Here is a 25,991-nt window from a genome sequence, read left to right as displayed (position 1 = left end):
CGCTGATAAACGGTCGGGTAGCGGAACGGCGGTGCCGACGGCGTCGGTCCGGTGCCGGCGCCGTCGGCACCCCGGCCGCCTCAGCTCTCGCGGCGGGCGAACGCGAGGTTGCCGGAGACGTTCTTGATGTAGGCGGTCACGGTCTCGCCCTCCTGCGCGCCGGGGACGAAGATGGTGTACTCGCCGCGCTCGGCGACGCCGTCGCCCTTGCGGCCGGTGCCGACGATTTCGAGCTCGTACGTGTTGCCCGACTCGACGGCGTCCTCCTGCCGCTGGGTGTCGGAAGTGTTCTGCTTCGCCACCGGGCGGAACGCCCCGCAGGCCTCACAGCGGAGCATCGGCGTCCGGTTCTCGGTCTCCAGTCGTGTGTCCGGGAGGCCGCACTCGGAGCAGGTGACGAACGACTCGATGTACGAGTCGATCGCGGCCTGGAAGTCGCGCTCGCGGAAGTTCCCGCTGTAGCGCGCGCGGCCGTCCTCGTACTGGCCCGCGGTCCCCAGCTCCTGCTGGATCTTCGAGTGGACGTGTTCTGGCTCGCGGCTCAGGGCGTCGGCGATCGCGGAGAGGTTCGTCAGGCGGGTGAACGCGCCGTCCTTCTGCCATTCCGGATCGGGAACCGACAGTCGCTCGTCGGAGCCGCCGAGGTCCGGTACCTCATCCATCGCGCGGTCGAGGCTCGATTCGTAATCCATACGCGAGGAAACGACAGCGCGACGGAAATCGCTTCCGGGTTCGGTGGCGGCGGCTCTGGAAGGCAGAGACCGTGTTAGGAAGGGAGCAGTCGGCCAGGAGTTGGTCGCCTTCGAAAGAAAATAGCGGGAGGTAGATTTGAACTACCGATCTCCGGGTTATGAGCCCGGCGGAATCTCCTGGCTATCCCATCCCGCTATCGTAGCACAATCGGGTGCGACTGTTAAGGGTTCTGATCCCGACGCCGGTGTGCGATTCGTCCACGCGTCCGCGGCGGTCGCGCACCCTCGCGCGGGCGCTCGAATCGCTCCGTCAGACCGCACCGAGCGGCCGCGTCGCGGCCCGCGGCTCGCGGTCACTCCTCGCTCGCGTTCCCGTCGTCGCCCGCCGACTGCGCCGCGACGGCCTTCATCCGGATCCGGAGCGCGAGGACCGCCACGAGGGCGAAGCCGACTGTCACGGCGACGTCGGCAGGGTCGCCCGAAAGCGCCCGCTGCGCGGTGAGCCCCGCCATCAGCGCGAACATGAACGACAGCAGTCCCGCGATCGGAATCACGTACCCCTCGTCGAACGCCGACCCCTCGGACCCGTCGCTCATTTCCCACTCCTCCGCGGCCGACCGTGAAAAGGCTCCCGCGACCGTCCCTCCCTTGCGTCGGCCGCAAACCATTTTACTCATCATCGATAGTGACAGACGATGCACAAGCCGCTGTTGACGACGGACTTTCTGGACCGGGCGCGGCGCCACTACGCCGACGAGGAGGCGGTCCTCGCGGTCGACGGGACGCGGTACACGTACGCGGAGCTCGGCGAGCGCGCCGACCGCTTCTCCGCCGCGCTTCAGGAGCGCGGGATCGAGAAGGGCGATCGGGTCGCGGTGCTGGACCCGAACACGCACTACCACTTGGAGGCCGCCTACGGCGCGATGCAGGTCGGCGCGGTCCACGCGCCGCTGAACTACCGGCTCACGCCGGACGACTTCTCGTACATGCTCTCGGACGCCGGCGTCGACGCCATCTACGCCGACGCGGAGTACGCGGAGAACGTCGAGGCGGTTCGCGACGAGGTGCCCACGGAGACGTTCCTCACGAACGACGCCGACGCGGTCGAGGGCGACTGGGAGTCGTTCGACGCCGCGCTCGACGACGCGGACCCCGACGCCTACGAGCGCCCGGAGATGGACGAGGACGACGTGATCACGATCAACTACACCTCCGGGACGACGGGCGACCCGAAGGGCGTCTGCCGGACCCACCGCGCCGAGACGCTCCACGCGTACCTGATCTCGATCCACCAGGAGATCACCGACGACGACGTGTACCTGTGGACGCTGCCGATGTTCCACGTCAACGGGTGGGGCCACATCTACGCGATCACCGGCGCGGGCGCGCGGCACGTCTGTACCCGCGGGGTCGACGTCGCGGAGGCGTTCGAGCGGATTCGCGAGGAGAACGTCTCGTACTTCTGTGCGGCGCCGACCGTCCTCAACATGCTCGGCGACCACCACGCCGAACACGGCGGCGAGACGACCGGCGACAACGACGTGCGGGTCGCCACCGCGGGCGCGGCGCCGCCGGAGGCGACGATCCGGACCGTCGAGGAGGAGTTCGGCTGGGACCTCAAACACGTGTACGGCGCGACCGAGACGGGCCCGCTGATCACCACCTCGGACGCGAAGCGCCACTTCGACGCCGACGCCGACGACCGCTTCGCAGTGAAGAAGACGCAGGGCATCGGCTACCTCGGCACCGACGTGCGCGTCGTCGACGAGGACGGCGAGGACGTGGCTGCCGACGGCGAGACGATCGGCGAGATCGTCGTCCGCGGGAACCAGGTGATGGACCGGTACTGGAACAAGCCCGAGGCCACCGAGGAGGCGTTCTCGGAGCGGCTGGAGGGGTACTACCACATGGGCGACCTGGCCGTCGTCGACGAGGACGGCTTCGTCTCGATCCAAGATCGGAAAAAGGACATCATCATCTCCGGCGGGGAGAACATCTCCTCGATCGAGTTGGAGGACACCCTCTTCGAACACGACGCCGTCTCCGACGCCGCCGTCATCCCGGCGCCCGACGAGCGCTGGGGCGAGACGCCGAAGGCGTTCGTCGTCCCGGAGAGCGGCGACCCGGACGACGCGGGCGCGACGCCCGAGGAGCTGAAGACGTTCGTCCGCGAGCGCGTCGCCGACTACAAGACGCCCGGCGAGGTCGAGTTCGTCGAGGAGCTCCCAACCACCGCGACCGGGAAGATACAGAAGTACGAGCTGCGCGAGCGCGAGTGGGACGACGAGGAGCGGATGGTCGGCGAGGGGTAGCGAACCCCGGACGAGTTCGCGAGGCGTCTCGGGCGGTCAGCGGCTCCGTCTTTCAGCAAGCCGCTCAGTTCTGGTCGGCATCCGCGCCGCTCCGGTCCGCGCCGGTGCCCTCCTCGTCGCCGGCGTCGCCGCCCCGAACACCCCCCTCCTCGTCGCCGCCGGCGTCGCTCAGCCGGTCGGCCTCGATGCTCACGCCCGGCGGAGTCACGACGAGGAAGCCGCGGAAGTGCATCAGCTCGCCGTCCATCTCCTTCACGTCGCGCGCGAAGGGGGCGGCGAGCTCGTTGAGGTCGCCCTCGATCGACAGCACCAGCGTGTTCCCGTAGTCGACGCTGCGGACCCACTCCTCCGGGTCCGTCGTGCCGTCCAGCACGCCGAGGACGACGTCGCCGGCGGCCGCGAACGCCTCGTCCATCTTCTCCTCGGCGTCCCGCAGGTCGAGGTCCCAGTCGCTCATACCTTGGGGTCGACAGGCGGCGGCAAAAGCGTTCGGGACCGGAACCCCGTCGGCGGGGCCGCCGTCGCGCTCGCCGGTTCACGGTGTGATTAAGTGCGTCCCCGCCCGATCGCAGGGCATGGAACGCACGCGGCGGTCCCTGCTCGCGGCGGGTGCGACGGTCGGCGTCGTCGGCGCGGCGGGGTGTCTCGGCGGTGGCGGCGGCACCGACCTCGACCTCAGCGGCGTCGAGCTCGACACGGGCGAGTACGACTGCGAGCTGACGGAGCCGTCGGACCCGAACCTCGACTACCGGCCGACCCTCGGCGACCCCGAGTCGGACGTGGTCGTTCAGGCGTTCGAGGACTTCACCTGCGGGCACTGCGCGAGCTACAAGCTCAACCACTTCCCGATCATCCGCGACGAGTACATCGAACCGGGCGAGATTCGGTACGAACACTGGGACTGGCCGATCCCGGTCGACGAGACGTGGGCGGTCCCCGTCGCGAGCGCGGCCCGCGGCGTCGGCGCGCGCAACGGCGACGAGGCGTTCTTCGAGTTCGCCACGGCCGCCTACGAGTCGCAGGGGAGCTACAGCGGCGAGGCGATCGGCGCCGCTGCGGAGGCCGCGGGCGCCGACCCCTGCGCGGTGCTGTCGGACGCGCGGTACGCGGCGTACGGAGAGGCGACCGCGGACGACAGGTCGGAGGGCGCGTCGATGGGCGTCGAGGGGACGCCGACGATCTTCGTGAACGGAAGCCCCGTCGAGGAGGGGTACGGCGCCCAGTCGATCGCGGCTGCGATAGACGCCGAGCTCTGAGACGCGCGCGACGAGCCCGGTGGGAACCGAACGGGCACAGTCGCGACCGCCGAGCGAATATTCCCGGAACGTCGATCTTTTGGCCGTTCGCCCCGTTTTATAAGTAGATGAGCGACGCCGATCCCTCCGTCGAAGCCGACGACTCCGGCCGCGTCGACGCCTCGGTCGACGGCGACCCGTCCGCCGCGGCCGAGGCCGACGCCGGCGAACGCCGTCGCCTCGGCGCGGTCGTCCTCGCGGTGCTGATCTCGCAGGTCCTCCTCTACCCCGGCGTGCCGGACCTCGTCGTCGCGCTCGGCGCCCCCGCCGGCATCGACGCCGGAATGTGGTTCCTCGTGGCGGAGTTCGGTGCGTTCGTGACGTTCGCGGTCGTCTGGGGCGCGCTCTCGGACGCGCTCGGAACGCGGATCCCCCTGATCGTCGTCGGTGCGCTTGGCGGCGCGACGTCGTACGTCGCGCTCGCGTCGCTACCGGGACTCGGACTTGGCTTCGAGGCCGCACTCCTCGTCAGGGTGGTCGGGGGCGCGCTCACCATCGGCGCGTTCTCGCTGTCGATCACCCTCCTCATGGACCTCCGCGGCGGCAACGGCCGCAACATGGGAGCCGCGGGACTCGCAATCGGGCTCGGGGCCGCGGTGGGCTCGGTCGTCGGCGGGACGCTCGCCGATCTGGGCGCGCTGTACCCGGTGTACGCCGGCGCGGTCGTGCTGGCCGCGGCGGGCCTGCTCGCGGCGACGGTCGACGACCGGGCGGTGACGTCGGCGACGGTATCGGGAGTCGACGCCGAAGCGACCGAGACCGACGAGGTCGGCTTCCGCGACGTGCTCGCCCGCGCGCGGACGACGCCCGGACTTCTCGTGCCCCTGGCGTTCGGCTTCGTCGACCGGCTGACTGCGGGCTTTTTCGCCTTGGTCGGCGTCTACTACTTTCAGGACCCGGCGACGTTCGGGCTCTCGGCGGCCGGCGCGGGCGCGACGCTCGCCCTCTTTTTTGTCCCGTTCGCGCTGCTTCAGTCGCCGTTCGGGGCGCTCTCGGACCGGATCGGGCGCTTCCTCCCCGTGGTAGCCGGCTCGCTCGCGTACGGCGTCGTCACGATCGGCGTCGGCGTCGCGCCGGCGTACCCGATCGCCGCGGGGCTAATGGTCCTCGTCGGCGCCTGCGGCGCGCTGATGGCGCCCGCGACGATGGCGCTCGTCACCGACCTCGTCGAGCCGGAGGTCCGCGGCGCGGCGATGGGGCTGTTCAACGTGTTCGGCTCGCTCGGCTTCCTCACCGGCTTCCTCATCGGCGGGGGCGCCACCGACGCGTTCGGCTACACGCCCGCGTTCCTCGCGGTCGGCGGGCTGGAGCTCGCCATCGCTATCGCGCTACTCCCGGCGGTCCGGTCGATATCGCCCGGCGCGGGCGTCGTCGGCCGGCTCGGGGCCGAAGGGTAGGGGGCCGGCGGATGACACGAGGTCTCTCCCCGAGCTGCCGGCCGCCCCGAGGCGAGGCCTTTTAACCGGCGCAACACCTCGGATCCCGTAACCGATGGACCTCCTCGTCGTCGGCGCGGGCGAGATCGGGCGCTGGGTCGCCGACACCGTCTCGGCCGACGCCGCGCCGGTCGACGCGAGCGTCGCGTTCGCCGACCACGACCCGTCCGTGGCAGCCGACGCCGCGGCGAGTCGCGACGCGCGGACGGTCGACGCGGACGGCGATTCGACCCACGACGCGGTCTGCCTCGCGGTGCCGATGTCGGCGGTGCCCGCGGCCGTCGAGGCGTACGCGCCCCGCGCGGAGGAGGCGATCGTCGACGTCTCCGGCGAGATGACCGACGCGGTCGCGGCGATGCGCGAGCACGCTCCCGGCCTCGAACGCGCGAGCTACCACCCGCTGTTCGCGCCGCCGCGGGTCCCGGGGAACGTCGCGGTCGTCGTCGACGAGGGCGGGCCGGCCGTCGAGGGGCTCACCGCGTCGATCGAGGCCGGCGGCAACGACGCCTTCGAGACGACCGCCGCCGAACACGACGAGGCGATGGAGACGGTCCAGGCCGGGGCCCACGCCGCGGTGCTGGCGTGGCGGCTCGCGGCGGAGCCGGTCCGCGAGGAGTTCCACACCCCCGTGTCGGCCGCGCTGGAGGAGGTCGCCGACACCGTCACCGAGGGGTCGCCCGGGGTGTACGCCGAGATCCAGCGGGCGTTCGACGGCGCCGAGGACGTGGCCGACGCCGCGGCGGCGATCGCCGAGGCGGACGACGAAGCGTTCGCCGACCTGTACGAGCGCGCCCGCGGCGACCGCGAGGGGCGGGACCGGCTGGAGTGAGACGAGGCGATGAGACACCAATGATCGACAGAACAGCGGTCCGGAACAACGCGAACTACCTGCGCAACGTCAGACCGATCGACCCTGAGGAGATCGCCGAGTACATCGAGGGGAGCCCGCACCCGGCGGTCGTCCGCGAGACGCTCCGCGAGGAGGCGTTCGATCTCCGGCTTCGCGAGCGGGAGGACGCGACCTTCGTCCCCGTCGAGGAGACCCCAATCGACCCGCCGGGCTGGGCGCCCGAGGCGCTCCCGGAGGCATACGCGTTCGCGGTCGAGGACCTGCTGGTCCGCGAGTACGGCGCGAACTGGCACCGCGGGGAGTCCGGCGACGCGCTCCGCGAGCGCGTCCGCCGGCTGAAGACCGACTACCTCTACGAGAACGAGGTCGAGTACGACCGCGTCGCGGCGCTCGGCTACGCGATCTACCACCTGCCGGCGTACTACGCGACGGTCGGCTACGTCCTCGACGACCTGACCGAGAACGGGCTGCTGGACCGGACGCTCCGCGTCCTCGACGTTGGCGCGGGCGTCGGCGGGCCCGCGCTCGGGCTCCACGACTACCTCCCCGACGACGCCGTCGTCGACTACCACGCCGTCGAGCCGAGCGCGGCCACCGAGGTCCTCGACCGAATGTTAGAGGAGACCGGCCGCAACTTCCGGACGACGGTCCACGAGACGACCGCCGAGGCGTTCCTCGGGCTCGAAGGGGGCGGCGAGGGCGGCGACGCCGGGGGGGCGGATCCCGCGACGGACGACCCCTTCGACCTCGTTCTCTTCGGCAACGTCCTCTCGGAGCTGGCCGACCCGGTCGCGGTCGCGGACGCCGCGCTCGACGCGCTCGCGCCCGACGGGAGCTTCGTCGCGTTCGCGCCCGCGGACCGGAACACCGCGATCGGACTCCGTCGGGTCGAGCGCGAGCTCGTCGCGTCCGGCGGCAACCCGGGGCGCGACGCCGAAATCTACTCGCCGGCGCTGCGGCTGTGGCCCGACGCCGTGCCGAGCGACCGCGGCTGGTCGTTCGACGTCGCGCCCGACATCGCGGTCCCGCCGTTCCAGCGCCGGCTCGACGAGGCGACGGCGCGGGGCGAGACCGACGAGCCGGGCGAGTTCGTCAACGTCGACGTCCAGTTCGCCTACTCGATCCTCCGCCGCGACGGCAAGCGCCGGGTCGACGTCGAGGCGAGCGCGGAGCGGTGCGCGCGCATGGCCGAGTCGGAGCGCCACGTCACCGACCGGGTGAACCTGCTCGCGGTGAAGCTGAGCCACGACTTGAGCGAGGGGGACAACGCCCTCTACCGCGTCGGCGACGGCTCGCAGGCGACCGACCACTACCTCGTCTGTACCCGCGAGACGGCGCTGAACCGCGACCTCCGAGAGGCCGGCTACGGGTCGGTCGTCTTCGTGGAGAACGGGCTCGTCCTCTGGAACGAGGACGAGGGGGCGTACAACGTCGTCGTCGACGACGAGACGGTCGTCGACCTGGTCGCGCCCTGAGCGGTCGCGAACGCTGCGACCCTTCTCTGTCGCTCAGTCCCCCGCGACGGGCTCGATCAGCTCCGGCGCGTCGACGCTCGGCGAGTTCACCCGCGTCGACACCGGGTGCGCGGCCAGCTCGTCGCTCGGGTAGGGATCGAGCAGGGCGGCCGCCTCGTCCGCGTCGCCCCCGAGCCACGTCTCCTCCTCGCCGGCGTCGGGGTCGAGTATCACCGCCATCCGGTGGTGGAGGTCCGCGACGAGGTCGTTCGGCTCGGAGGTCACGATCGCGAACGTCTCGACGACGCCGTCGTCGTCCCCCTCGCTTCTCTCACCGCCCGCGCTCCCGCCGCCGAACGCGCCGAGGCCGGTCTGCGTCGTCTCCGGTTCGGGCGGCTCCCACCGCTCGTAGATGCCGGCCATCGCGAACGGGCGGTCGTCCTCGAAGGCGACGCGGTAGGGGGTCTTGCCCGACCCCCGCTCGCCGTCGACCCACTCGTAGAAGCCGTCGGCGGGGACGAGGCAGCGCCGCCGCTCGAAGGCGTCCGCGAAGCTCCGCTTCTCCCGGACCGTCTCGGCGCGGGCGTTGATGAGATCGAACGACTCGTCGGCCCACGAGGGCGTCAGTCCCCACTCCATCCGCGTCGCTTCGGACGGGTCCTCCTCGGCGATCACCGGGAGCGACTGGCCGGGCGCGCAGTTGTAACTGGGTTCGTGGTCGCCGAAGTCGGCGCCGAACCGCGCTTCGAGGTCGGCGGTCGGGGTGAAGAGGGTGTAGCGGCCGCACATGTCGACGAGCTTGGGGCGGGACTCACTTAATCTCGCGACGTTTCCCTCGCTCCCGGCAGCAGGTCCCACCGATCCGCGATCACTCCGTCGACCCCGGCCGCGAGGAGCCGCTCCGCGTCCTCGCGGTCGCGCGCGGTCCACGCGTTCACCGCGAGCCCGGCCTCGTGCGCCGCGTCGACGAACCCCGGTCCGGTCGCGAGGTCGATCGGGGGATGGACCGCGACGCACCCGAGGTTCGTCGCCGCTTCGACCGCGCGCTCGACGCCCCCGTCCGCGACGAGCAGCGCGCGGTCCGTCGACGGGTCGCGGTCCCGAAGCGACGCCAGCGCCTCGGGATGAAACGACGAGAACAGCACGTCGTTGGCCGCCCGTCGAGCGGCGTCGACCGCGTCGACCGCGATCCCCGGCACCTTGAGTTCGACGTTGAGGAGTAGACCGTCGGGCGCGGCGTCGAACGCTTCTTCGAGTCGCGGGATCGGCTCGCCGGAGTCGAGGACCGTCAGTTCGCGGAGCTCGTCCCAGTCGGCGTCCGCGACGCGCCCGGCGGCGTCGGTCAGCCGATCCAGTTCCGCGTCGTGGAAGACGACGAGTTCGCCGCTCGCGCACCGCCGCACGTCGACCTCGACGGCGTCGACGTGGGACGCCGCGCGCTCGACGGCCGCGACCGTGTTCTCCGGGTACTGCCCGGCGCAGCCGCGGTGACCGATCAGGGTGACGTCGGACGGCTCCGTCCGGTCGGTTTCGGCGTTCGCGTCTTCCCCTCGTCTGTTCGCGCGGTCGGTCACGCGTCCCTGTCGGACTCGGACCGTGTTAGCTCTTCGTCGTCCGGGACCCGCGGACGTTCCCGTCGGCTTTTTGCCCGCGCGTCGCTCCGGGACGGACATGCGCATCGAGAACAGCTTCATCCCCGTCGAGGGGGTGGGCGAGACGACCGAACGGCGCCTCTGGGAGCGAGGGGTCACGAGGTGGGAGGAGTTTGACCCCGCGGTCGACGTCGCGGGCGTGGGGGCGACGACCGCCGATCGGATCGAGTCGTTCATCGCGGAGGCGCTCGCGCGACTCGACGACGGCGATGCCGCCTACTTCGACCGGGAGTTTCCCTCGGGGGAGCGCTGGCGGCTCTACGAGAACTTCCGCGAGGAGACCTGCTTCTTCGACATCGAGACCACCGGCCTCGACGAGCGGCGCGACCGGGTGACGACCGTCAGCTTCCACCAGGGCGGCGAGACGACGACGCTCGTCGCCGACGAGGACCTCACCGCGCGGCGCCTCCGTGAGCAGTTCGCCGACGCGAGCCTGCTCGCGACGTTCAACGGCGCGCGCTTCGACGTCCCCTTCTTAGAGACCTCCTTCGACGTCGAGATCGACACCCCCCACCTCGACCTGATGTACCCCGCGAAGCGGATCGGGCTCTCGGGCGGGCTGAAACCGATCGAGAAACGGCTCGGCATCGACCGCGACCGCCCGGACATCTCCGGGCGCGACGCGGTCCGTCTCTGGCGCGAGTACGAGCGCGGCGACGAGGCGGCGCTGGAGACGCTCGTCTCGTACAACCGCGAGGACACCGTGAACCTCCGGGCGCTCGCCGACGAGGTCTGCGCACGGCTCGACGACGAGGTGTTCGTCGCTCCCGACGGAGACGGCGACTGAGAGGGACCTGACAGCCGGCGGACGCCGAGTACGGCCTCATGACGGGTAGCCGAGGTCGTCAGCGCGCAGGAGAATTCCGCGAAACCCGACGCCTGACCCGTCCGCGCTCAGGACTCGTCTTCGGCTGTCGCCGCGTCGGCGGTCACCGGCGCGGCCTCCTCGGCGGTCTCGTCGTCGGCCTCTTCGTCAATTTCGGCGGTTTCGTCGCCGTCGGCGGTCTCGTCGTCGGCAGCCTCCCGTCCATCTACGTCGCCGGACGCCGACGGTTCGTTCTCGGCCGACTCGTCGTTTGTCTCGGATTCGTCGCCGTTGGTATCGGCGCCGCCGTCGACGTCGTCGGTGTCCGCCTCGTCCGGGTCGGGAGCGTCGGTCTCGCTCGCGTCGGGAGTGTTCGCTTCGTCCGCGTCGGGAGTGTCCGCTTCGTCCGCGTCGTCAGCGTCGGTCTCATTCGCGCCGTCGGCCTCTCCGTCCGTCTCTTGGATCAGTTTCATCTCGCCGCGGGCCCGGAGGGTGCCCTGGATCTCCGCGCCGTCGTACACCACGAGGTCGCCCGCGGAGACGTCGCCGAGGACGCGCGCGCCGCTCTCGACGGTCACGGTCCCGCCGCGGGTCGTCACGTCGCCGTGGATGACCGTGTCGGCGCCGACGGTGACGTCCTCGCGGGCGCGCAGCGAGCCGAACACCTCGTTGCGCTCGCCGACGCGGATCGACGCCGCGCGGAGGTTGCCGTGGAGGCGGCAGTCGTCGCCGACCGTGGCAGGCGTCGACACGCGCCAGGCGTCGTCGGAGATCTCGGCGCTCCGCGGGACCAGCAGGGGATCCCGGACGTCGTCGCCGTCGGCGAGCGCCTCGGCCAGCTCGTCGGCGGCGTCTGTCTCGCCGACGCGCAGCAGCTGCGAGAGGACGATGAAGTAGAAGACGATCGTCGGCACCGGGTTCCGGATGACGATCCAGCCGTTGGCCTCGAACCCCTCCTCGATCGTCACGTCGTCGCCGATGTCGAGGTCGCCGGACACCATCAGGCGGCCGGTGACAGTCACCCGCTCGCCGAGGTACGCGTCCTCGCCGACCAGCACGTTGCCGTCGACGGAACACCAGGTGTCGAGCCGGCAGTCGCCCTCGGCCTCGATGTCGTCGCCGACGCGCACGCGCTCGCCGATCGCGACGTTGCGGCCGCGGACGCCGAGCTCGACGGTCGACTGGCCGCCCACGAGCACGTCGCCGTCGACGACGACGTCGTGCTCCTCGACGGTCGTCCCCGAGGGGATCGCGAGCTCCTCTATCGGACCGTCTCCTCGCAGCGACACACCGGGAGCAGTCGCCCCGCCCGTATAAACGGTACGGGGCGTCGGACGGGCGTCGGACGCGGGCGCACGGCGTCGCGTCTCCGCCGACCTCCGCCGCACCTCCCCCGCACCTCCGCGGCGCCTCCGCTGTACTTCCGCCGCGGCCTCGCCCGAGATGGGACGTGAATCCCTACCGCGGCGGATCACGGTCGCTGCGCTTTTCAGTGCGCCGCCGAAGAGGCACCTATGGGATTCGGATCGTACGACGAGAGCGAACAGAAGGACCAGGACGTCGACACCGACGAGGACGACGCGGTGAACGTCCACGAGAACGACCACGACGGCGACGTCTCCATCGAGGGCGACGCCGACACCGACGACCTCGTCGGCCGCCTCTCCGAGATGCGCGACGACGACGAGGAGTAGCCGCCGTCGAGAGACCCTCGCACCCGATAGCCCTCAGCGGGCCCCGACCAGTGTCGCGCTCCTTTTACAGATACGCCGCCTACGCCGACGCATGAGTACCGACCTGACGTTCACCGACCGCGGGGTCGACGTCGTCTACGAGGGGACCGAGTTCGAGCTAGAGAAGACGCTGATCGAGGATGCGACCGGGAAGTCGTACCGCGACGTCACCGACCACGAGGTCCTGACGATCGTCGCCGAGGACCCGGATCTGGACGGCGAGCCGGTCCGGATCGGGGACGTGCTGTAACGGGCGACTGCCGCCCGTTCGCCGGCCGTTCCTCTGACGACCCCGACTCGGTACCGCCCCGTCGAATCCGCTCTCGTTGTGCGATCTGACCTGCCCCTCGCGAGCGACGGTGCCCCGCCTCACCGATCGGAGTAAGAAATATATAACGTTAGATTGAATTAACACACAGAGGTGACAACCGCATGCGACCTCGCACGAAGTACCGCATCGGACGGGCCGTTCACATGCTCGTCACGGTGCTGACGCTCAACCTCGGACTGGCCCGGGAGTCGGCCCCGCTCATCGCCAGCGGCGCGGTGCTGTTCGTCGCGTTCTTCCCCGTGAGCCGTACGCTCGCCGACCGCGTCGGCTACACGCCGACCGACGAGCGTACCCGAGCGCTCACGCGGACCGCCGCGAGCCGCGCCGCGGTGCTGCTGTTCGGGGCCTCGCTCGCCGTCTTCCTCGTCGGGTCCGCGCTCCAAGCGACGGGCGGGATCGACGGCGTCGCACAGACCGCCTACGCGCAGGCCCGCGTCGTGGTCGTCTGGGCCGCTGCCGCGATCTGCGTCTCCTCCGTCGCCCACGGCACGCGCGCCTGGGTGCGGCGGCGGGGCGTGGAGGCGTGATCGTGGAGTTCGACACTCGCATCCGCGAGCTCCGCGAGGAGGCGGGGCTGACCCAGGCCGAGCTTGCCGACCGCGTCGACGTGACTCGACAGACCGTCCTCTACGTCGAGAAGGGCGAGTACAACCCCTCGCTGGAGCTGGCCTGGCGCATCGCGCGCGAGTTCGACGCGCGCGTCGAGGACGTGTTCGACCTGCCCGACGAGCCGCGCTCGTAGCGCCGCTGTCGCGCGGTCCGACCGGACGACTTTTTCCGACGCCCGCCGAAGCGAACGGCATGGACATCGGATTCGACCTCGGAGCGAACGTCCCGTCCGGCGTGCTCGCGCTCCACGCCGTCATCGCCGTCGTGTTCCTGGGCCTCGCGGGCGTGAACGGCGCGAACGGCGAACTGATCGGGCTGGGAATCTACCTCGCGATGGCGGGGATGATCGCGCTCGTCGGCGTGATGGCCGCGCGGATCGTGGCTCGTCGGTAGTTGGAAGCCAAATCGAATTTTCGACGCCGACGACCGGCCGACGAGCCTGTTCCTGTCCGTCGAGTACGTCTCTATTCCCTACTCCGTTAGGGGCCGATCACGATTCAGACCAACCTTGGGCTGAACGGCTCTGTTGAAATCCTTAGGAAGTGATACATTCTGACCGGGGCGTGGTCAGTACAGAGGAAGAGATGAGCGAGAACGGGAGTGAGTATCGCAGATCGCCTGCCGTGATGTCGTATTTAAATGACCGAGAGCGATGCCGACGATCGCTTATAAACCCGGCTGCGGTCGGCGCGCCTGCGAGCGGCCGCCACCGGCGGCCGCGAGCCAGCCCGCGAGGGACGCCGCGAACGCCCGCAGGGCGTGAGCGGCGAGGTTGGGGAGGCGTGAGGCTGCGGTGCTGAGCGGTGCGGGGCGGGACTCAAAGGGGCAGTCGCGAGGCGGGCGCAGGCGACGCAAGCACCGCAGCGAAGGAGCGCCAGCGACTGAGCGAGGAGCACAGCGAGCGTGCGCCCGCCTCGCGACTGGGGCTTTGGAGGCACTCGCCGCGGTAGCGTCGGCCACTTATAAACAGCCGACAGCAACACCGCAATCTGACTTATAAACGACCGCTCTCAAGACGTGCTATACCCACTCCCGCTACCGATCGAGAAGCACCATTCAGCGACCGGGTGTTTCATCCTAATTTATATTTGAAGAATAGGGTTTCAACTGAAGCGATAGCGCGGAGTCCCCTTCCTCAAGGAGCGACCGAGGGGAGCGAGTAGGGAGGGGAGGAGCGCGTTCGTATCTGTAACAAACACCAGCTTATAAATTGCCGCTCACACACATTGAAACTGTGGCAGACGACTACGTGCGTCGGACGGCAATCACTCGCCTCTCGGTAGACGATGAGCAACGCGAGTTGCTTGAGGAAACCATCTCCGAGTGGAAGCGTGGGTGCCAACTCGCCACGGACATGGCGTGGGGGAAGTGTAACGCCAAGAGCGACGTACAACCCCTCGCTTACGACGACGTGCGCGAAGAAACCGACCTCGGGAGTCAGCACGCGATCCTCGCCACCCATCAAGCCGCACAAGCCATCACCGGCTGTCTCGAACGCCACTCGAACGGCAAGCAGGCCAGTAAACCCACGTTCACCGCACCCACGGTAACGTACGACACTCGAACGATGACGCTGTTCGATGACGATACAGTGTCACTCTCCACGACGGAGAGTCGCGTCCGATGTGAACTTGCGCTCCCTGAAGCCGAGGATGGCTACCAACGGCAGTACCTCGACTCCGACCACTGGAGCGTCACGGAAAGCACACTCACCGCTCGTGACGGCGACTACTTTTTACACATCGGCTTCCGCCGACCCAAGACCGACACTGAGCGAGACACCGCCGAGGACGGAACGGTTCTCGGGGTTGATCTCGGTATTGAAAACCTCGCCGTCACCAGCACAGCACGATTCATCAGTGGGCGCGAACTCTCACACAACCTCCGCGAGTTCGAGAAAGTCCGTGCGGGACTCCAACAGACAGGCACGCGAAGCGCCCACAGAACGCTCGAACAATCAAGTGGACGCGAACGACGATATGTTCGTGACGTTGTTCACCAAGCGTCGAACGCGATTGTGGATGAAGCACTTCGATACGAGTGCGACGTGATCGCGTTCGAGGACTTGACTGACATCCGCGACCGAACGGGTGCGTCGTGGGGGCACAAGTGGGCGTTCGGAACGCTGTACGAGCAAGTGGCGTACAAAGCCGAAGCAGTCGGCATCTCTGTGAAGCAAGTGGGTTCGGCGTACACGTCGCAACGGTGCGCCGAGTGTGGATTCACGGCAGACGAGAATCGCCGAACTCGCACGGAGTTCCGGTGCGTGAAGTGCGAATCGGAAGCGAACGCGGATTACAACGCGGCGAAGAACATCGGGATGCGGTATGTCCGTCGAGGCCAACAGTCGTCTCGGCGGACGGGCGACAGTCAACTCGCCCTCAAGTCTGGAACAGTGACGCCAAGTGGCGGATTCACCGCCCACCCGGACGGGTTTGAGGCTGAGTTCACGGACAAGCCCCTCCCTCAACGAGCGAACCCGTCAGGGTGAGCGAAGTAGGGTGGGGTTGTTGACGGCTGTGAATTATTTCGATGACCGAATGATCGCGTTCGATTCGTTCCATGCCGCTACTGCCGAAACTCGTGGCATCCCATCTTAAGCTCTGACAAACCATACGAGGATGTCGATCCCGAGCGTCTTCCGTTGGAACCGACTGGCGAGGAGTGAGCCATGCCTCAGACAGACTGAGCACACCGAACCTATCCGCTCCCATCGAAGTCCAAGCGGAATGTCACCGCTCTCTGAATTTGACCGTGTAGCCGTTATTGCGGAGTGCTTCAACGAGTTCGTCTCCACGCTCGATTGTGAACTCGTGGAACGAGTTAGTGGGGCTATCTGCTGAATACAGCTCTGAGTCGATATTCTCCGGAATTTCGTTTTGATGGGTATCTTCTTGGACAACAACGGGCTGGCTGGGTACGTGGGTAGAACTGCTATCTTCTGACATTCGGACATCCTGTGTTACAACCATTCAGTCATTTGAATTCCGATTCTGATTTCTGTTGAGAGGGCTATCTGTTTTCTATACCTCTCACGGTGTTTTTGCCAGAATAGGGTGGAGAGATTAGGCGCATTGAGGACGCTCAAGATAGTCTACTTTCGCTTTACATCATCTTTCCAAATTGTATCATGTCGCGTGTCATTATTCCCTGATCGAATGAATACCATTATCCTTGGAGGCGGAGAACTTAATGAACAGAGCCTCTGCTGCCAATTACGAAGCGTTTCGGAGTAATATGGAGCCGGAGGGATTGTGAACCACGCGGACTTCGCTCCGCTCGTCCGCTGGGTTCAAATCCCACCTCAGCACGTCGCCGTCGCTCGCGGTGTTGCTCGCGACGGCGGGAAGTGGGGCCGGAGGGATTTGAACCCCCGATCGACTGATATCTCCGGTGCGCCTCGGAACTCCAGAGGGTCGTCAACACGACCGATGATCAGTCGGCCGCTCGGTATATCAGTCTGGAGTGTCGTCCCGGGCGCAAGCCTCTGGAGTCAGTCGCCATGCCTGGCTTGGCCACAGCCCCGCGTGATCTCGCATCAGAACGTTGCCGAAACGCGGATAAAGGGGTTTCGATCGAGGGCGTTCGCGGGCGCGACGGCGGCGACCGAAAACGCGTGACACCTCGGCGATCCGACCGACGCTACTCCCGGTCGTCGTCGCTCCAGTCGCAGTCTTGGCACTTGTAGCCGGTGACGAACTCGGTCACGCTCGGCATGTAGCCGACCGAGATGACGTCGCCGCCGCACTCCGGGCAGTCGCGGTCGGCGTCCGCGATCGACTCGGCCTCCAGTACCGACTCCCCTTCGACCAGCTCTGCGAGCTTCTCGGGCGTCACCATCCGCCCCTGAACGACGCGGTTCGACATACCTGCCGTTCGGGGTCGAGTACCTAAACCCCGGCGACACGCGCGGGACGCGGATCGACGACCGACGCGGGTCGAACGTGCCGGGGTCCGCGACCGATTATCCCGGAACTACAGCCAGGGCGCCCGCGAGTCGTCGTCCGTGAAGGGGTCCGGGTCGTCGTCGGTCTCGCGCCCCTCGCCGCCGTTCGCGAGGACCGCGACGTCGTCGTCGACGACGGGGGAGGGTCCCTCCGGGGGTGCGTCGAGCGGCGGGTCGCTCGGCGGCTCCTCGTCCGCGCCCTCGTCGTCGGTCGCGTCTCCGTCTTCCTCGTCCGCGCCCTCGTCCGTCGACTCGTCACCGTCGGGCGCGTCACCGTCGCCGGTGGGGCCCGCCACGCCGTCAGTGTTCGGGTCGTACGCGAACAGGGTCGTCACGGCGAGTACCGCGAGCGCGATGGGCGCGTCCGTCTGCATGAGGTCGAACGGGCCGAGCAGGATCGGCAGCGCGAGCACCCCCAGCGCGACCGCGGAGCCGAACCGGAACCGGTCGATGTCGACGCGGCCTCGGAGGTGCGGTGACAGCAGCGCGATCGACAGGGCGAACGCGACGCCCACGGCGGCGGCCGCGGTGCCGTTGACCACGTACTCGGTCGAGGTCCGTAAGGCGAACCCCGAGGGGTCGAAGCTCGCGACGAGGCCGAGCCCGATGATCACGCCCGGGCTCGGCAGGTACTCGCCGACCTCCGAGCTGGCGGTCTTGGCGGCGACGGTCAGGATGACGAGCCCGGCGAACCGCTCGAAGACGGGCAGATCGAGGAGCCCCTGGAGCGTCGGCGCCAGGGCGGCCTCGACGGCGGCGACCGGGATGATCACCGCGCCGATAAGCAGCACCGAGGTCGCCATCTCCCGGCGCGAGCCGTCCATCTCCGCGAGGATCACCGCGGCGGTCGCGGAGCCGCCGAAGATGAGGATGCCGGTCTCGACGACGCCCGTGGCCGAGCCGAGGACGCCGGCGACGACGAGGGCGGGGAAGATGCCGTCGACGAGCGGCAGGGCCATGACGGTCGCGAGCAGCTTCGTCGCGCTCCCGACCTGCTGTTCGAGCCGCAGGGCGACCGGGTGGCGTGACGTGCTCATTTAGGGACGATAGCCCTGACCGGCGGGGTGGCGGTGGGACGCGTGCGACTCGCGGTGGTCTGGGGACCGGCACGCGGAGTCCACGCCGCGGGAGGCCCGACGAGCCCATGTGAAGCGTTTGCGCGGATTGCCGGCTGTAAAGCGGACGCCGAGGTCGGCGTTCGGCTGGCCGGCGATGCGCACGTTCACGGGACTGTCGGAGTCCATATCTGATATACGTGTTTCGGTCGCGTTAAAGGTTGTGTGAGACGTGTCCGCACGACACGATGGATCGACGGAGAAAAATCGCCTTCGATGACGATACGTCGACACACACGGGGTTTCCCCGATCATCTCTCGGCTCTCTCCCGCTCCGTGAGCGGCGATCTCCGTCGGACGACGAGCCGCGTCCGACGGGTCACGTGTGAGCGCGCTCCGCGGTTGAATACACATAATCGTGTATACAACACGGATTCGAATGTGACTAACCACCACGTCCGTGCCGTCTCGCAACGCTTTTCATCGGCCGTTCATGACGCATTATATGGCGACAGATTCTGGCCGGTTCTCGGCGAAGCTCGAGGTTCCGGAAGCGCTGACGTTCGACGACGTACTGCTCCGCCCCAAGGAGAGTCGGGTCGAGCCCGACGACGCCGACCTCAGCACGCGGGTGTCGAAGAACGTCGAACTCAACGTCCCCGTGCTGTCGGCGGCGATGGACACCGTCACCGAGAGCGACCTCGCGATCGCGATGGCCCGCGAGGGCGGCCTCGGCGTCCTCCACCGCAACATGACCGTCGAGGAGACGGCCGCCGAGGTCGAGCGCGTCAAGCGCGCGCACGAGCTCGTCATCCGCCGCGAGAACGTCGTCACCGTCTCGCCGGACGACACCGTCAGCGAGGCGGACGCCGTGATGGAGCGACAGGGCGTCTCCGGGGCTCCCGTCGTCGACGAGGACGACGCCGTCCTCGGGATCATCTCCGGCACCGACATCCGCCCGTACCTCGAGGTCGGCGAGGAAGACGCCGTCCGCGAGGCGATGACCGACGAGGTCATCACGGCGCCCGAGGACGTCGAGGCCCGCGAGGCGCTGGAGCTGATGTACGACCACAAGATCGAGCGCGTCCCGGTCGTCGACGGCGACGACCGGCTCGTCGGCCTCGTCACGATGCAGGGCATCCTCCAGCGCCGCGAGCACGAGGAGGCCGCCCGCGACGAGACCGGGCGCCTGCTCGCCGGCGTCGCCGTCGGCCCCTTCGAGGAGGAGCGCGCCGTCGCGGCCGACGAGGCCGGCGTCGACGTCATCTTCATCGACTGCGCGCACGCGCACAACCTCAACGTGCTCGACTCCGCCGAGGCGATCAAGGCGACCGTCGACGCCGACGTCGTCGTCGGCAACGTCGGGACGCGCGAGGCCGCCGAGGCCGCGGTCGACTTCGCCGACGGGCTGAAGGTGGGCATCGGGCCGGGCTCGATCTGTACCACGCGCGTGGTCAGCGGCGCGGGGATGCCCCAGATGACCGCGGTCGCGGAGGTCGCGGACGTCGCCGCCGGTCACGGCGTGCCCGTCATCGCCGACGGCGGCATCCGCTACTCCGGCGACGCGATCAAGGCGCTCGCGGCTGGCGCCGACGCGGTGATGCTCGGCTCCTACTTCGCCGGCACCGACGAGGCGCCGGGCCGCGTCATCACGATGCAGGGGAAAAAGTACAAGCAGTACCGCGGGATGGGATCGGTCGGCGCGATGAAGTCCGGCGGCGGCGACCGCTACCTCAAGGAGGAGGACGAAGACGAGGAGTTCGTCCCCGAAGGCGTCGAGGCGGCGACCCCGTACAAGGGGAGCCTCGCCTCCGAGCTCCACCAGCTCACCGGCGGGATGCGCTCCGGGATGGGGTACGTCGGCGCGGAGACCGTCCCCGACCTCCACGAGCGCGCGGAGTTCGTCCGCGTCTCGACCGCGGGCCAGAGCGAGAGCCACCCGCACGACGTGATGATCACGGACGAGGCGCCCAACTACAGCCCGGACGAGTAGCCCGGACGGATAACCCAGGCAAGTAATCTGGCCGAGTAACCCGGACGGCCGGCTCGGGCGGACGCGACCGGACCCGAGCGCGACGGCGGGACCGGTTTCCCGGCGCGTCGAAGAGGTATTTTAATATAGCCAGCGGCGAGACGAAACGTGTGAGCGAACACCCCCTCGCTCCCGTCATCCATGAGTGAGCAACCGCCGCTGGTCCTCGTGGTCGAGGACGAACCCGACTTGGCCGACCTGTACGCCGCCTGGCTCGGCGACGAGTATCGCGTCCGAACCGCGTACGGCGGCCGCGAGGCGCTCGATCAGCTCGACGAGGCCGACGACGAGGTCGACGCGATCCTCCTCGACCGCCGGATGCCCGGCCTCTCCGGCGACGAGGTCCTCACGGCCGTTCGCGACCGCGGCATCGACTGCCGGGTCGCGATGGTCACCGCCGTCGAGCCCGACTTCGACATCCTGGAGATGGGGTTCGACGACTACCTCGTCAAGCCCGTCACGAGCGAGACGCTCAGAGAGACCGTCGAGGGACTGCTGCGGCGCGGCGAGTACGACTCCGAGGTCCAAGAGCTGTTCTCGCTGACCTCGAAGAAGGCGATGCTGGAGTCGGAGAAGAGCGCGAGCGACCTCGCCGACAACGAGGAGTACCAGCGGCTCACCGAGCGGATCGAGGAGCTCCGCGAGCGGGCCGACGAGTCGCGCGACGCGGTCGCGACCGACGACGAGGACTACGAGAAGCTCTTCCAGGACTTCGACGCCGACGGGTAGCCCGCGACCGAACCGGACCGAGGGGGACGCCGCCGACTCTTTTTGACCTCCTCCCGCGTCTGAAGACGCGGGAATCCCACCACGGGATTTCAGGCCGAGCGTGGCCTGACGGTTTCAAGACGCATTCGTTCCACGCGTCGCCTGCTGGGTCTCAGCATCGGCGTGGCTGTCTTGCGGGGCGGTCAAACGCCCCCCATCCTCAGCCGAGTCATCGCCATCCGTGTGTTCTCTTGAATGGCTCTCTCCGCTGAGGTAGCGGTCTGCGATGTTAATCGCGCCGTTCACGTCCGCTTGGTACTCGCCCATCCAGCAAGCGTCGTTCGTACACTTAAACGTCGCCTGTCGCGGGCGGTATCCTACCTCACCGCAAGCGTGGCACTCCTTCGACGTGTTGCGTGGATTCACCGTCTCGACGGGGATACCCTTCTCAACGGCCTTGTAGCGTATCTGCGCGTGGAGTTTGGCAAATCCCCACCCGTGGAGACGCCGATTCATATACTCGCCGTAGTCCATCGATTCCCGGATGTACGTCAGGTCTTCCAGAACCAGCACGGGATTCTCGACGGACTCTGCGTACTCCACGACGTTGCGGGTGACGCGGTGGAACACGTCGTCTATCTGGTTCCACAGGTCGTCCCCGAACGACTCCGCGATCCGCTCGCTTTCCCGTGTCTGGAGTCGGCGCTTGGCGGTGAAATAGGTCTTGCGGAGCCGACGAACGGTCTTTCCCTCGTCGGCCCACGGTTCTGGCGCGGTCGGAGAACCGTGGTCGTCGCGGTGACACACCGTGACGAGTGACGCTTCCCCGATGTCCACTCCGATAGGCGTCCGTTCTTCGGCGGCCGCCTCAGAGCGTTCCCCCACGTCGCGGGTGGCGGTGACGTGGAGATACCACGTTCCGTCTCGCTCGAACAGCCGACTCTCCCCCATCTCCGCGTCCCCAGCGTTCACCGCTTCGAGCCAGTCTCGTTGTTCGGGATTCGGCTGTGCTGGCAGCCAGAGGTGGTAGTCCTCGTGGTGCGGAATCTTGACGTACCACTCGATAGCGTTCTCGGGCTTGTGATCGAGCCGTAGCCCTTCGTTGGTGAATCGAACAGGGTGGTCGTCGTGAAGTTCGTCCGCGTTGTAGGTCGTCGTGAGTTGCGGGACGTATTTTTTGAGCGCGTTCTTCGCGTACCCGCTCAGATCGTAGGTGACCACCACGTCGTTCGCTTCGGTCTGTGTGGTACAGTTCTGGTCGAAGGCGTCTTGGAGGGCGTGCCGGTATGCCTTTCGTGTCTCTTGGAGTTTCCGCCGCTTGTGGGCGTTCGGGTCCACAAGCTTGAGTTCAAGCGTCTTCGTGAGTTCGGTCACGAATCGCCCTCCTTGTGTTGCTGGATGTAGTTCTCGACAGTCTCACTCGAAACGTGCCCGGCGGTCCCTGCGTAGTACCCTCGCGCCCATCCGATTTTCTCGCCGTCGTGGTCGGCGTAGCGGTGGTTGTACTTGCGCGAGGAAATCCCCTTGAACCAGTTGGCGAGGAGCGCCGGTTCGTTCTTGGGTGGACTACTGACGAAGAGGTGAACGTGATCGGGCTGGACGGTGAGGTCAAGAATTTCGACGCCCTTGTTGTCGGCTATCTCGTGGAGGATGGACCGGACGCGGCTGGCGACCTCGCCTTTGGGTACCGAGTTGCGGTACTTCGGCAACCACACTATGTGATAATTGAGGTTATAGGTCGCATGCCGTGTGGTCTTCATCCGTATCGCATACTATAGTCTGTCGGCGTTTTAATGCTACTGATAGAACGGTTGGAAATCCGGCCATAGCGTCGTCGGTGGGTGTGTCAGCTATTGTCCGCTTGACCCCCGCCTAAAGACGGGGGTATTCCCTCGTATCTTTATCACCGGTCCCGACGAACGAGCGGTACATGCGCGTCCGGGACCTGCCGCTGTCTCAGCCCGTCGTCGACCACTTCGCCGAGCGCGGCGTGCGCGAGCTGTACCCGCCGCAGCGCGCGGCGGTCGACGCGGGCGTCTGCGAGGGCGCCGACGTCGTCGCCGCGGTGCCGACCGCGTCGGGGAAGACGTTCGTCGCCCAGCTCGCGCTCCTGACCGCGGACGGTCCCGGGCTGTACGTCTGTCCGCTCCGCGCGCTCGCCCGCGAGAAGTACGAGACGTTCGCGGCGCTACCCGGGGTCGACGTTGGCATCTCCACCGGCGACTTCGACGCGACGGGCGAGGCGCTCGCGGGCAACGACGTCGTCGTCGCCACGAGCGAGAAGGTGGACTCCGCGATCCGCAACGGCGCCTCGTGGGTCGACGAACTCGCGTGCGTCGTCGTCGACGAGGTCCACCTGCTCGGCGCGGAGCGGCGCGGACCGACCCTCGAAGTGACGCTGGCGACGCTCCGGCGCCGGAATCCCGACCTCCAGACGGTGGCGCTGTCGGCGACGGTCGACAACCCGGAGGCGATCGCGGACTGGCTCGACGCCGCCCTCGTCGAGTCCGACTGGCGCCCGGTCGAGCTCCGGACCGGCGTCGCGGTCGGCGGCGAGGTCGCGTTCGACGACGGCACGAGCCTGTCGGTCGAGGTCGCGGCCGCCGGCGAGGCGGAAAGCGACGGCGGTGCGACCGACGCCGACGGTGCGACCGACGCCGACGGTGTGGCCGGCGACGAGGTTGCCGACCCGGAGGAAGATCACGACCCCACGGAGGTCACGGCCGCCCTGGTCGCCGACGCGGTCGCCGACGGCGGCCAGTGCCTCGCGTTCGTCCGCTCCCGCCGCGAGGCGGTCGACCTCGCGGAGCGGCTCGCGGACGAGGGGCTCGCGGCGGCGCTGGGGGTCGAGGGAGCGGCCGCGGCGGCGGCCGAGGACGCGACCGACGTGGACGGCACGCTGACCGGCCGGCAGCTCGGGGACTGCCTGCGCGCAGGGGTCGCGTTCCACCACGCTGGCCTCCGCTCGGGGCACCGCGCGGTCGTCGAGTCGGCGTTCCGCGAGCGCGACGTGGCCTGTATCTGCGCCACCCCGACGCTGGCGGCCGGCGTCAACGTCCCCGCCCGCCGCGTCGTCGTTCGGGACCAGCGACGGTACGGGGAGGGCGGCATGGCGTGGATCCCGACGCTGGAGGTCCACCAGATGTGCGGCCGCGCGGGGCGTCCGGGGCTCGACCCCCACGGCGAGGCGGTCCTCGTCGCCGACGCGGACACGCGCGACGAGGTCCGCGAGCGGTACGTCGAGGGCGAGCCCGAGGCGGTCGAGTCGCAGCTCGCCGACCCGGGGGCGCTCCGGACCCACGTCCTCGCGGCGGTCGCGACCGGGTTCGCGGCGACCGAGTCGGAGATCCTCGACGTGTTCGAGGGGACGTTCTACGCCCGCGAGACGGGGGCGGGCGGCCTCGCGGACGCCGTCGCCGTCGCGGTCGACGACCTCGTCGCGGCCGGGATGGTCGCCCGGGAGACGGGCGGCGTCGAGGACTACCGGCTCGTCGCGACCGCGGTCGGCGAGACGACCTCGAAGCAGTACGTCCGTCCCGAGACGGGCGAGCGGATCGTCGCCGGGCTCCGCGCGGCCGCCGACATGTCGGCGACGACGCTCACCGCCTTCGAGGTGATCTGCGACACGCCGGACATGCAGGACACGTACCTCGGGAACGCCGAGCGCGCCGACGTCTACCAGTTCGCCCGGACGAACGCCGCGCACCTCACCACGGACATGACCGAGCCGGAGGACTTCGAGGCGTGGCTGGAGTCGGTGAAGACGGCGCGCATCCTCGACGAGTGGATCGGCGGTGCGACCGTCGAGGAGCTGGTCGAGCGCTACCGGATCGGGCCCGGCGACCTCGACTCGCGGGTCGAGCGCGCGGAGTGGCTCCTGAGCGCGGCCGAGGCGCTCGGGGAGACGATCGGGGTCAGCGTCCCCGCGGTGTCGCGGGCGCGGTCGCGGCTGTGAGAAACGGACGAGGAGAACCGTTGCCCCGGCGTCGACGCTCAGTCGGCCGACCCGACCGCGCGGTGGAACGGGGTCCGGGCGATGGTCTGTCGCAGCTCCGCGAGCGAGTCGCGGCCAACGTCGCTCGCGGCCGACATCACCGCGAACACCTCCTGTCTAGACACTTTCACGCCGGTCTCGGTGAGCGCGTCCTCCGGGCGGCTCCCGAGCTCGCGGAGGGTGCCGACCGCGAGCAGGTACGGGACGGTCCACGCCTCCATCGTGTTCCCGTTCGAGAGCGGCATCGTCTCCAGGTACGCCTGCGCGTCGTCGAGGAACGAGCGGGCGTAGTCGGCGGTGCGGTCGACGACGCGCGCGGACGACTCGCGGTTCTCGGGGTGGACGACGCGCTCCTGGTCGACCCCCTCGGCCTCCAGCCACTCGGCGGGGAGGTAGACGTTGTTCTCCTCGGTGTAGTCGTCGTATACGTCCTTCGAGACGTTCACGAGCTGGAGGAGGAGCCCGAACTCTTCGGCGGTCTCCCGCAGGCGCTCCGCGCGCTCCTCGCCGATGTCGCCGCGGGTGAGGAGGTTCGTGATGAGGTTGCCGACGGTGCCGGCCGCGTAGTAGCAGTACTGCTCCAGCTCGTCGCGGTCGTCGATGCGGAGCCCGCCCTCGGTGGCGTGGCGGTCGACGAACATCGCCATCCCGTCGACCATCTCCAGTACGGGCGGCACGATGGCCTCCTGCGCCTCGGGGTCGAGCTCCTCGAACGTCGCGGCGATGGTGGGCGCCTCGGCGACGACGGTCCAGTCGTCGTCGCGCTCCTCGGGCAGCCACTCGTCGACCGCCTCGCGGAACTCGCCGATGTCGCTCCCGTCGTCCGGGTCGATCGCTCGCCGATAGGTCCGCAACACGTCGCTCTGGGCGTCCGGCGGGATGTGCCCGGCGTCCTCGACCGTGTCGGCGACGCGACAGAGGAGGTAGCCGACGCAGATCTGCGACGCCATCGGTTCCTCCAACACGTCGACCGTCAGCGCGAAGGTCCGCGAGACCCCCTGGACCGCCTCGTGACACCACGCGAGGTCGGCCTCCGCGGGGCCGTGTTCTCGTCCGCTCATTCAGTTGCCAGCCTTTACGGCACAAC

28 protein-coding genes, 2 tRNA genes and 1 pseudogene are annotated in these 25,991 nt (G+C 68.6%); 16 read left to right on the top strand and 15 right to left on the bottom strand.

Features of this window, described 5'->3' with window-relative positions:
* Positions 1 to 80: 80 nt before the first annotated feature.
* The 3 genes from AC4NMM_RS02760 to AC4NMM_RS02750 form a co-directional block, all read right to left on the bottom strand.
* Positions 81 to 692 carry a translation initiation factor IF-2 subunit beta gene (locus tag AC4NMM_RS02760; RefSeq protein ID WP_096393232.1) on the bottom strand — a complete coding sequence of 204 codons (612 nt, stop codon included), beginning with the start codon at positions 690 to 692 and terminating at the stop codon, positions 81 to 83.
* A gap of 121 nt (positions 693 to 813) precedes the next feature.
* Positions 814 to 888 (bottom strand) — tRNA-Met (locus tag AC4NMM_RS02755).
* 157 nt (positions 889 to 1,045) lie between these two features.
* Positions 1,046 to 1,288 carry a hypothetical protein gene (locus AC4NMM_RS02750; protein ID WP_096393233.1) on the bottom strand — a complete coding sequence of 81 codons (243 nt, stop codon included), beginning with the start codon at positions 1,286 to 1,288 and terminating at the stop codon, positions 1,046 to 1,048.
* 99 nt (positions 1,289 to 1,387) lie between these two features.
* Between AC4NMM_RS02750 and AC4NMM_RS02745 the strand changes: the two genes are divergently transcribed.
* Entirely contained in the window at positions 1,388 to 3,004 is a 1,617-nt protein-coding gene (locus AC4NMM_RS02745; RefSeq protein ID WP_491923473.1) for a long-chain-fatty-acid--CoA ligase, read from the top strand.
* 64 nt (positions 3,005 to 3,068) lie between these two features.
* Here the strand turns inward: AC4NMM_RS02745 and AC4NMM_RS02740 are convergent, their stop codons facing one another.
* Positions 3,069 to 3,461, bottom strand: coding sequence for a DUF5779 family protein (locus tag AC4NMM_RS02740; RefSeq protein ID WP_491923472.1), 393 nt, complete (start codon positions 3,459 to 3,461; stop codon positions 3,069 to 3,071).
* 118 nt (positions 3,462 to 3,579) lie between these two features.
* On the opposite strand from AC4NMM_RS02740, the gene AC4NMM_RS02735 reads away from it, so the two are divergent.
* From AC4NMM_RS02735 to AC4NMM_RS02720, 4 genes are all read left to right on the top strand, one after another.
* Complete coding sequence (locus AC4NMM_RS02735) at positions 3,580 to 4,260, top strand: DsbA family protein (protein ID WP_096393236.1); 681 nt, start codon at positions 3,580 to 3,582, stop codon at positions 4,258 to 4,260.
* Between the two features lie 107 nt (positions 4,261 to 4,367).
* Complete coding sequence (locus AC4NMM_RS02730; protein ID WP_491923471.1) at positions 4,368 to 5,696, top strand: MFS transporter; 1,329 nt, start codon at positions 4,368 to 4,370, stop codon at positions 5,694 to 5,696.
* Positions 5,697 to 5,790: 94 nt separating this feature from the next.
* Entirely contained in the window at positions 5,791 to 6,564 is a 774-nt protein-coding gene (locus tag AC4NMM_RS02725) for a prephenate dehydrogenase (RefSeq protein ID WP_491923470.1), read from the top strand.
* 20 nt (positions 6,565 to 6,584) lie between these two features.
* Positions 6,585 to 8,060 (top strand): small ribosomal subunit Rsm22 family protein, encoded by a 1,476-nt coding sequence (locus AC4NMM_RS02720; protein ID WP_491923469.1) that lies wholly within the window; start codon positions 6,585 to 6,587, stop codon positions 8,058 to 8,060.
* A gap of 33 nt (positions 8,061 to 8,093) precedes the next feature.
* Here AC4NMM_RS02720 and AC4NMM_RS02715 read toward each other — a convergent pair whose 3' ends face one another.
* Both AC4NMM_RS02715 and AC4NMM_RS02710 read right to left on the bottom strand, forming a co-directional pair.
* Positions 8,094 to 8,828: an SOS response-associated peptidase gene (locus tag AC4NMM_RS02715; protein WP_491923468.1), complete on the bottom strand. Its 735-nt coding sequence runs from the start codon at positions 8,826 to 8,828 to the stop codon at positions 8,094 to 8,096.
* A 26-nt stretch (positions 8,829 to 8,854) separates the two neighbouring features.
* A complete protein-coding gene (locus AC4NMM_RS02710; RefSeq protein WP_491923467.1) occupies positions 8,855 to 9,613 on the bottom strand; it encodes a glycerophosphodiester phosphodiesterase in 759 nt (252 codons plus the stop codon).
* A 97-nt stretch (positions 9,614 to 9,710) separates the two neighbouring features.
* On the opposite strand from AC4NMM_RS02710, the gene AC4NMM_RS02705 reads away from it, so the two are divergent.
* Positions 9,711 to 10,478 (top strand): ribonuclease H-like domain-containing protein, encoded by a 768-nt coding sequence (locus AC4NMM_RS02705; RefSeq protein ID WP_096393242.1) that lies wholly within the window; start codon positions 9,711 to 9,713, stop codon positions 10,476 to 10,478.
* A gap of 107 nt (positions 10,479 to 10,585) precedes the next feature.
* Here the strand turns inward: AC4NMM_RS02705 and AC4NMM_RS02700 are convergent, their stop codons facing one another.
* Positions 10,586 to 11,785 (bottom strand): polymer-forming cytoskeletal protein, encoded by a 1,200-nt coding sequence (locus AC4NMM_RS02700; protein WP_491923466.1) that lies wholly within the window; start codon positions 11,783 to 11,785, stop codon positions 10,586 to 10,588.
* A 225-nt stretch (positions 11,786 to 12,010) separates the two neighbouring features.
* Here AC4NMM_RS02700 and AC4NMM_RS02695 point away from each other — a divergent pair, with 225 nt between their 5' ends.
* The 7 genes and pseudogenes from AC4NMM_RS02695 to AC4NMM_RS02665 all read left to right on the top strand — a co-directional run.
* Entirely contained in the window at positions 12,011 to 12,190 is a 180-nt protein-coding gene (locus AC4NMM_RS02695; protein WP_008445673.1) for a DUF5786 family protein, read from the top strand.
* A gap of 91 nt (positions 12,191 to 12,281) precedes the next feature.
* A complete protein-coding gene (locus AC4NMM_RS02690) occupies positions 12,282 to 12,479 on the top strand; it encodes a DUF5800 family protein (RefSeq protein WP_096393244.1) in 198 nt (65 codons plus the stop codon).
* Positions 12,480 to 12,661: 182 nt separating this feature from the next.
* Positions 12,662 to 13,087: a hypothetical protein gene (locus tag AC4NMM_RS02685; protein ID WP_231899202.1), complete on the top strand. Its 426-nt coding sequence runs from the start codon at positions 12,662 to 12,664 to the stop codon at positions 13,085 to 13,087.
* 2 nt (positions 13,088 to 13,089) lie between these two features.
* Positions 13,090 to 13,302 (top strand): helix-turn-helix transcriptional regulator, encoded by a 213-nt coding sequence (locus tag AC4NMM_RS02680; RefSeq protein ID WP_096393246.1) that lies wholly within the window; start codon positions 13,090 to 13,092, stop codon positions 13,300 to 13,302.
* Positions 13,303 to 13,361: 59 nt separating this feature from the next.
* Positions 13,362 to 13,562: a hypothetical protein gene (locus AC4NMM_RS02675; protein WP_096393247.1), complete on the top strand. Its 201-nt coding sequence runs from the start codon at positions 13,362 to 13,364 to the stop codon at positions 13,560 to 13,562.
* Between the two features lie 841 nt (positions 13,563 to 14,403).
* Positions 14,404 to 15,660, top strand: coding sequence for an RNA-guided endonuclease InsQ/TnpB family protein (locus tag AC4NMM_RS02670; RefSeq protein ID WP_491923465.1), 1,257 nt, complete (start codon positions 14,404 to 14,406; stop codon positions 15,658 to 15,660).
* 16 nt (positions 15,661 to 15,676) lie between these two features.
* Positions 15,677 to 15,837 (top strand): annotated as a pseudogene (locus AC4NMM_RS02665) (PIN domain nuclease); the annotation flags it as partial.
* Between the two features lie 64 nt (positions 15,838 to 15,901).
* Here the strand turns inward: AC4NMM_RS02665 and AC4NMM_RS02660 are convergent.
* The 5 genes from AC4NMM_RS02660 to AC4NMM_RS02640 form a co-directional block, all read right to left on the bottom strand.
* A complete protein-coding gene (locus tag AC4NMM_RS02660) occupies positions 15,902 to 16,117 on the bottom strand; it encodes a hypothetical protein (protein ID WP_082224245.1) in 216 nt (71 codons plus the stop codon).
* Positions 16,118 to 16,519: 402 nt separating this feature from the next.
* Positions 16,520 to 16,694: transfer RNA gene (locus AC4NMM_RS02655), tRNA-Trp, on the bottom strand.
* Between the two features lie 117 nt (positions 16,695 to 16,811).
* Positions 16,812 to 17,036 (bottom strand): DUF5795 family protein, encoded by a 225-nt coding sequence (locus AC4NMM_RS02650; protein ID WP_008445657.1) that lies wholly within the window; start codon positions 17,034 to 17,036, stop codon positions 16,812 to 16,814.
* Between the two features lie 108 nt (positions 17,037 to 17,144).
* Complete coding sequence (locus tag AC4NMM_RS02645) at positions 17,145 to 18,152, bottom strand: DUF5794 domain-containing protein (protein WP_491923464.1); 1,008 nt, start codon at positions 18,150 to 18,152, stop codon at positions 17,145 to 17,147.
* Positions 18,153 to 18,359, bottom strand: coding sequence for a DUF8099 family protein (locus AC4NMM_RS02640; protein WP_096393252.1), 207 nt, complete (start codon positions 18,357 to 18,359; stop codon positions 18,153 to 18,155).
* 316 nt (positions 18,360 to 18,675) lie between these two features.
* Here AC4NMM_RS02640 and guaB point away from each other — a divergent pair, with 316 nt between their 5' ends.
* Complete coding sequence (gene guaB / locus AC4NMM_RS02635; protein WP_491923463.1) at positions 18,676 to 20,163, top strand: IMP dehydrogenase; 1,488 nt, start codon at positions 18,676 to 18,678, stop codon at positions 20,161 to 20,163.
* A 180-nt stretch (positions 20,164 to 20,343) separates the two neighbouring features.
* Positions 20,344 to 20,931 (top strand): HalX domain-containing protein, encoded by a 588-nt coding sequence (locus tag AC4NMM_RS02630; RefSeq protein WP_491923462.1) that lies wholly within the window; start codon positions 20,344 to 20,346, stop codon positions 20,929 to 20,931.
* Between the two features lie 114 nt (positions 20,932 to 21,045).
* Here the strand turns inward: AC4NMM_RS02630 and AC4NMM_RS02625 are convergent, their stop codons facing one another.
* Together AC4NMM_RS02625 and tnpA are read right to left on the bottom strand one after the other, a co-directional pair.
* Complete coding sequence (locus AC4NMM_RS02625) at positions 21,046 to 22,284, bottom strand: RNA-guided endonuclease InsQ/TnpB family protein (protein WP_491923461.1); 1,239 nt, start codon at positions 22,282 to 22,284, stop codon at positions 21,046 to 21,048.
* A complete protein-coding gene (gene tnpA / locus AC4NMM_RS02620; protein ID WP_491923460.1) occupies positions 22,281 to 22,670 on the bottom strand; it encodes an IS200/IS605 family transposase in 390 nt (129 codons plus the stop codon). The genes AC4NMM_RS02625 and tnpA overlap by 4 nt, the downstream gene beginning before the upstream one ends.
* 170 nt (positions 22,671 to 22,840) lie before the next feature.
* Here tnpA and AC4NMM_RS02615 point away from each other — a divergent pair, with 170 nt between their 5' ends.
* On the top strand, positions 22,841 to 24,865 hold the full coding sequence (locus tag AC4NMM_RS02615) for a DEAD/DEAH box helicase (protein WP_491923459.1): 2,025 nt from the start codon (positions 22,841 to 22,843) through the stop codon (positions 24,863 to 24,865).
* Positions 24,866 to 24,903: 38 nt separating this feature from the next.
* On the opposite strand, the gene AC4NMM_RS02610 is transcribed toward AC4NMM_RS02615, so the two are convergent.
* Positions 24,904 to 25,965, bottom strand: coding sequence for a phytoene/squalene synthase family protein (locus AC4NMM_RS02610; RefSeq protein WP_491923458.1), 1,062 nt, complete (start codon positions 25,963 to 25,965; stop codon positions 24,904 to 24,906).
* Positions 25,966 to 25,991: the final 26 nt, after the last annotated feature.

The sequence above is a fragment of the Halorubrum sp. SD41 genome, from assembly GCF_058630335.1.
Note: the sequence above shows the minus strand (reverse complement) of the source record. Positions and strands in the feature narration are given on the sequence as shown.

Excerpts from the sequence above, each read along its gene's own strand:
- guaB (WP_491923463.1), top strand. The coding sequence starts at position 18,676 with ATGGCGACAGATTCTGGCCGGTTCTCGGCGAAGCTCGAGGTTCCGGAA.
- AC4NMM_RS02645 (WP_491923464.1), bottom strand. The coding sequence starts at position 18,152 with ATGAGCACGTCACGCCACCCGGTCGCCCTGCGGCTCGAACAGCAGGTC.
- AC4NMM_RS02660 (WP_082224245.1), bottom strand. The coding sequence starts at position 16,117 with ATGTCAGAAGATAGCAGTTCTACCCACGTACCCAGCCAGCCCGTTGTT.
- AC4NMM_RS02760 (WP_096393232.1), bottom strand. The coding sequence starts at position 692 with ATGGATTACGAATCGAGCCTCGACCGCGCGATGGATGAGGTACCGGAC.
- AC4NMM_RS02695 (WP_008445673.1), top strand. The coding sequence starts at position 12,011 with ATGGGATTCGGATCGTACGACGAGAGCGAACAGAAGGACCAGGACGTC.
- AC4NMM_RS02650 (WP_008445657.1), bottom strand. The coding sequence starts at position 17,036 with ATGTCGAACCGCGTCGTTCAGGGGCGGATGGTGACGCCCGAGAAGCTC.
- AC4NMM_RS02630 (WP_491923462.1), top strand. The coding sequence starts at position 20,344 with ATGAGTGAGCAACCGCCGCTGGTCCTCGTGGTCGAGGACGAACCCGAC.
- AC4NMM_RS02705 (WP_096393242.1), top strand. The coding sequence starts at position 9,711 with ATGCGCATCGAGAACAGCTTCATCCCCGTCGAGGGGGTGGGCGAGACG.
- AC4NMM_RS02735 (WP_096393236.1), top strand. The coding sequence starts at position 3,580 with ATGGAACGCACGCGGCGGTCCCTGCTCGCGGCGGGTGCGACGGTCGGC.
- AC4NMM_RS02640 (WP_096393252.1), bottom strand. The coding sequence starts at position 18,359 with ATGGACTCCGACAGTCCCGTGAACGTGCGCATCGCCGGCCAGCCGAAC.
- AC4NMM_RS02685 (WP_231899202.1), top strand. The coding sequence starts at position 12,662 with ATGCGACCTCGCACGAAGTACCGCATCGGACGGGCCGTTCACATGCTC.
- AC4NMM_RS02725 (WP_491923470.1), top strand. The coding sequence starts at position 5,791 with ATGGACCTCCTCGTCGTCGGCGCGGGCGAGATCGGGCGCTGGGTCGCC.
- AC4NMM_RS02730 (WP_491923471.1), top strand. The coding sequence starts at position 4,368 with ATGAGCGACGCCGATCCCTCCGTCGAAGCCGACGACTCCGGCCGCGTC.
- AC4NMM_RS02715 (WP_491923468.1), bottom strand. The coding sequence starts at position 8,828 with ATGTGCGGCCGCTACACCCTCTTCACCCCGACCGCCGACCTCGAAGCG.
- AC4NMM_RS02610 (WP_491923458.1), bottom strand. The coding sequence starts at position 25,965 with ATGAGCGGACGAGAACACGGCCCCGCGGAGGCCGACCTCGCGTGGTGT.
- AC4NMM_RS02675 (WP_096393247.1), top strand. The coding sequence starts at position 13,362 with ATGGACATCGGATTCGACCTCGGAGCGAACGTCCCGTCCGGCGTGCTC.
- AC4NMM_RS02750 (WP_096393233.1), bottom strand. The coding sequence starts at position 1,288 with ATGAGCGACGGGTCCGAGGGGTCGGCGTTCGACGAGGGGTACGTGATT.
- AC4NMM_RS02690 (WP_096393244.1), top strand. The coding sequence starts at position 12,282 with ATGAGTACCGACCTGACGTTCACCGACCGCGGGGTCGACGTCGTCTAC.
- AC4NMM_RS02745 (WP_491923473.1), top strand. The coding sequence starts at position 1,388 with ATGCACAAGCCGCTGTTGACGACGGACTTTCTGGACCGGGCGCGGCGC.
- tnpA (WP_491923460.1), bottom strand. The coding sequence starts at position 22,670 with ATGAAGACCACACGGCATGCGACCTATAACCTCAATTATCACATAGTG.
- AC4NMM_RS02740 (WP_491923472.1), bottom strand. The coding sequence starts at position 3,461 with ATGAGCGACTGGGACCTCGACCTGCGGGACGCCGAGGAGAAGATGGAC.
- AC4NMM_RS02720 (WP_491923469.1), top strand. The coding sequence starts at position 6,585 with ATGATCGACAGAACAGCGGTCCGGAACAACGCGAACTACCTGCGCAAC.
- AC4NMM_RS02615 (WP_491923459.1), top strand. The coding sequence starts at position 22,841 with ATGCGCGTCCGGGACCTGCCGCTGTCTCAGCCCGTCGTCGACCACTTC.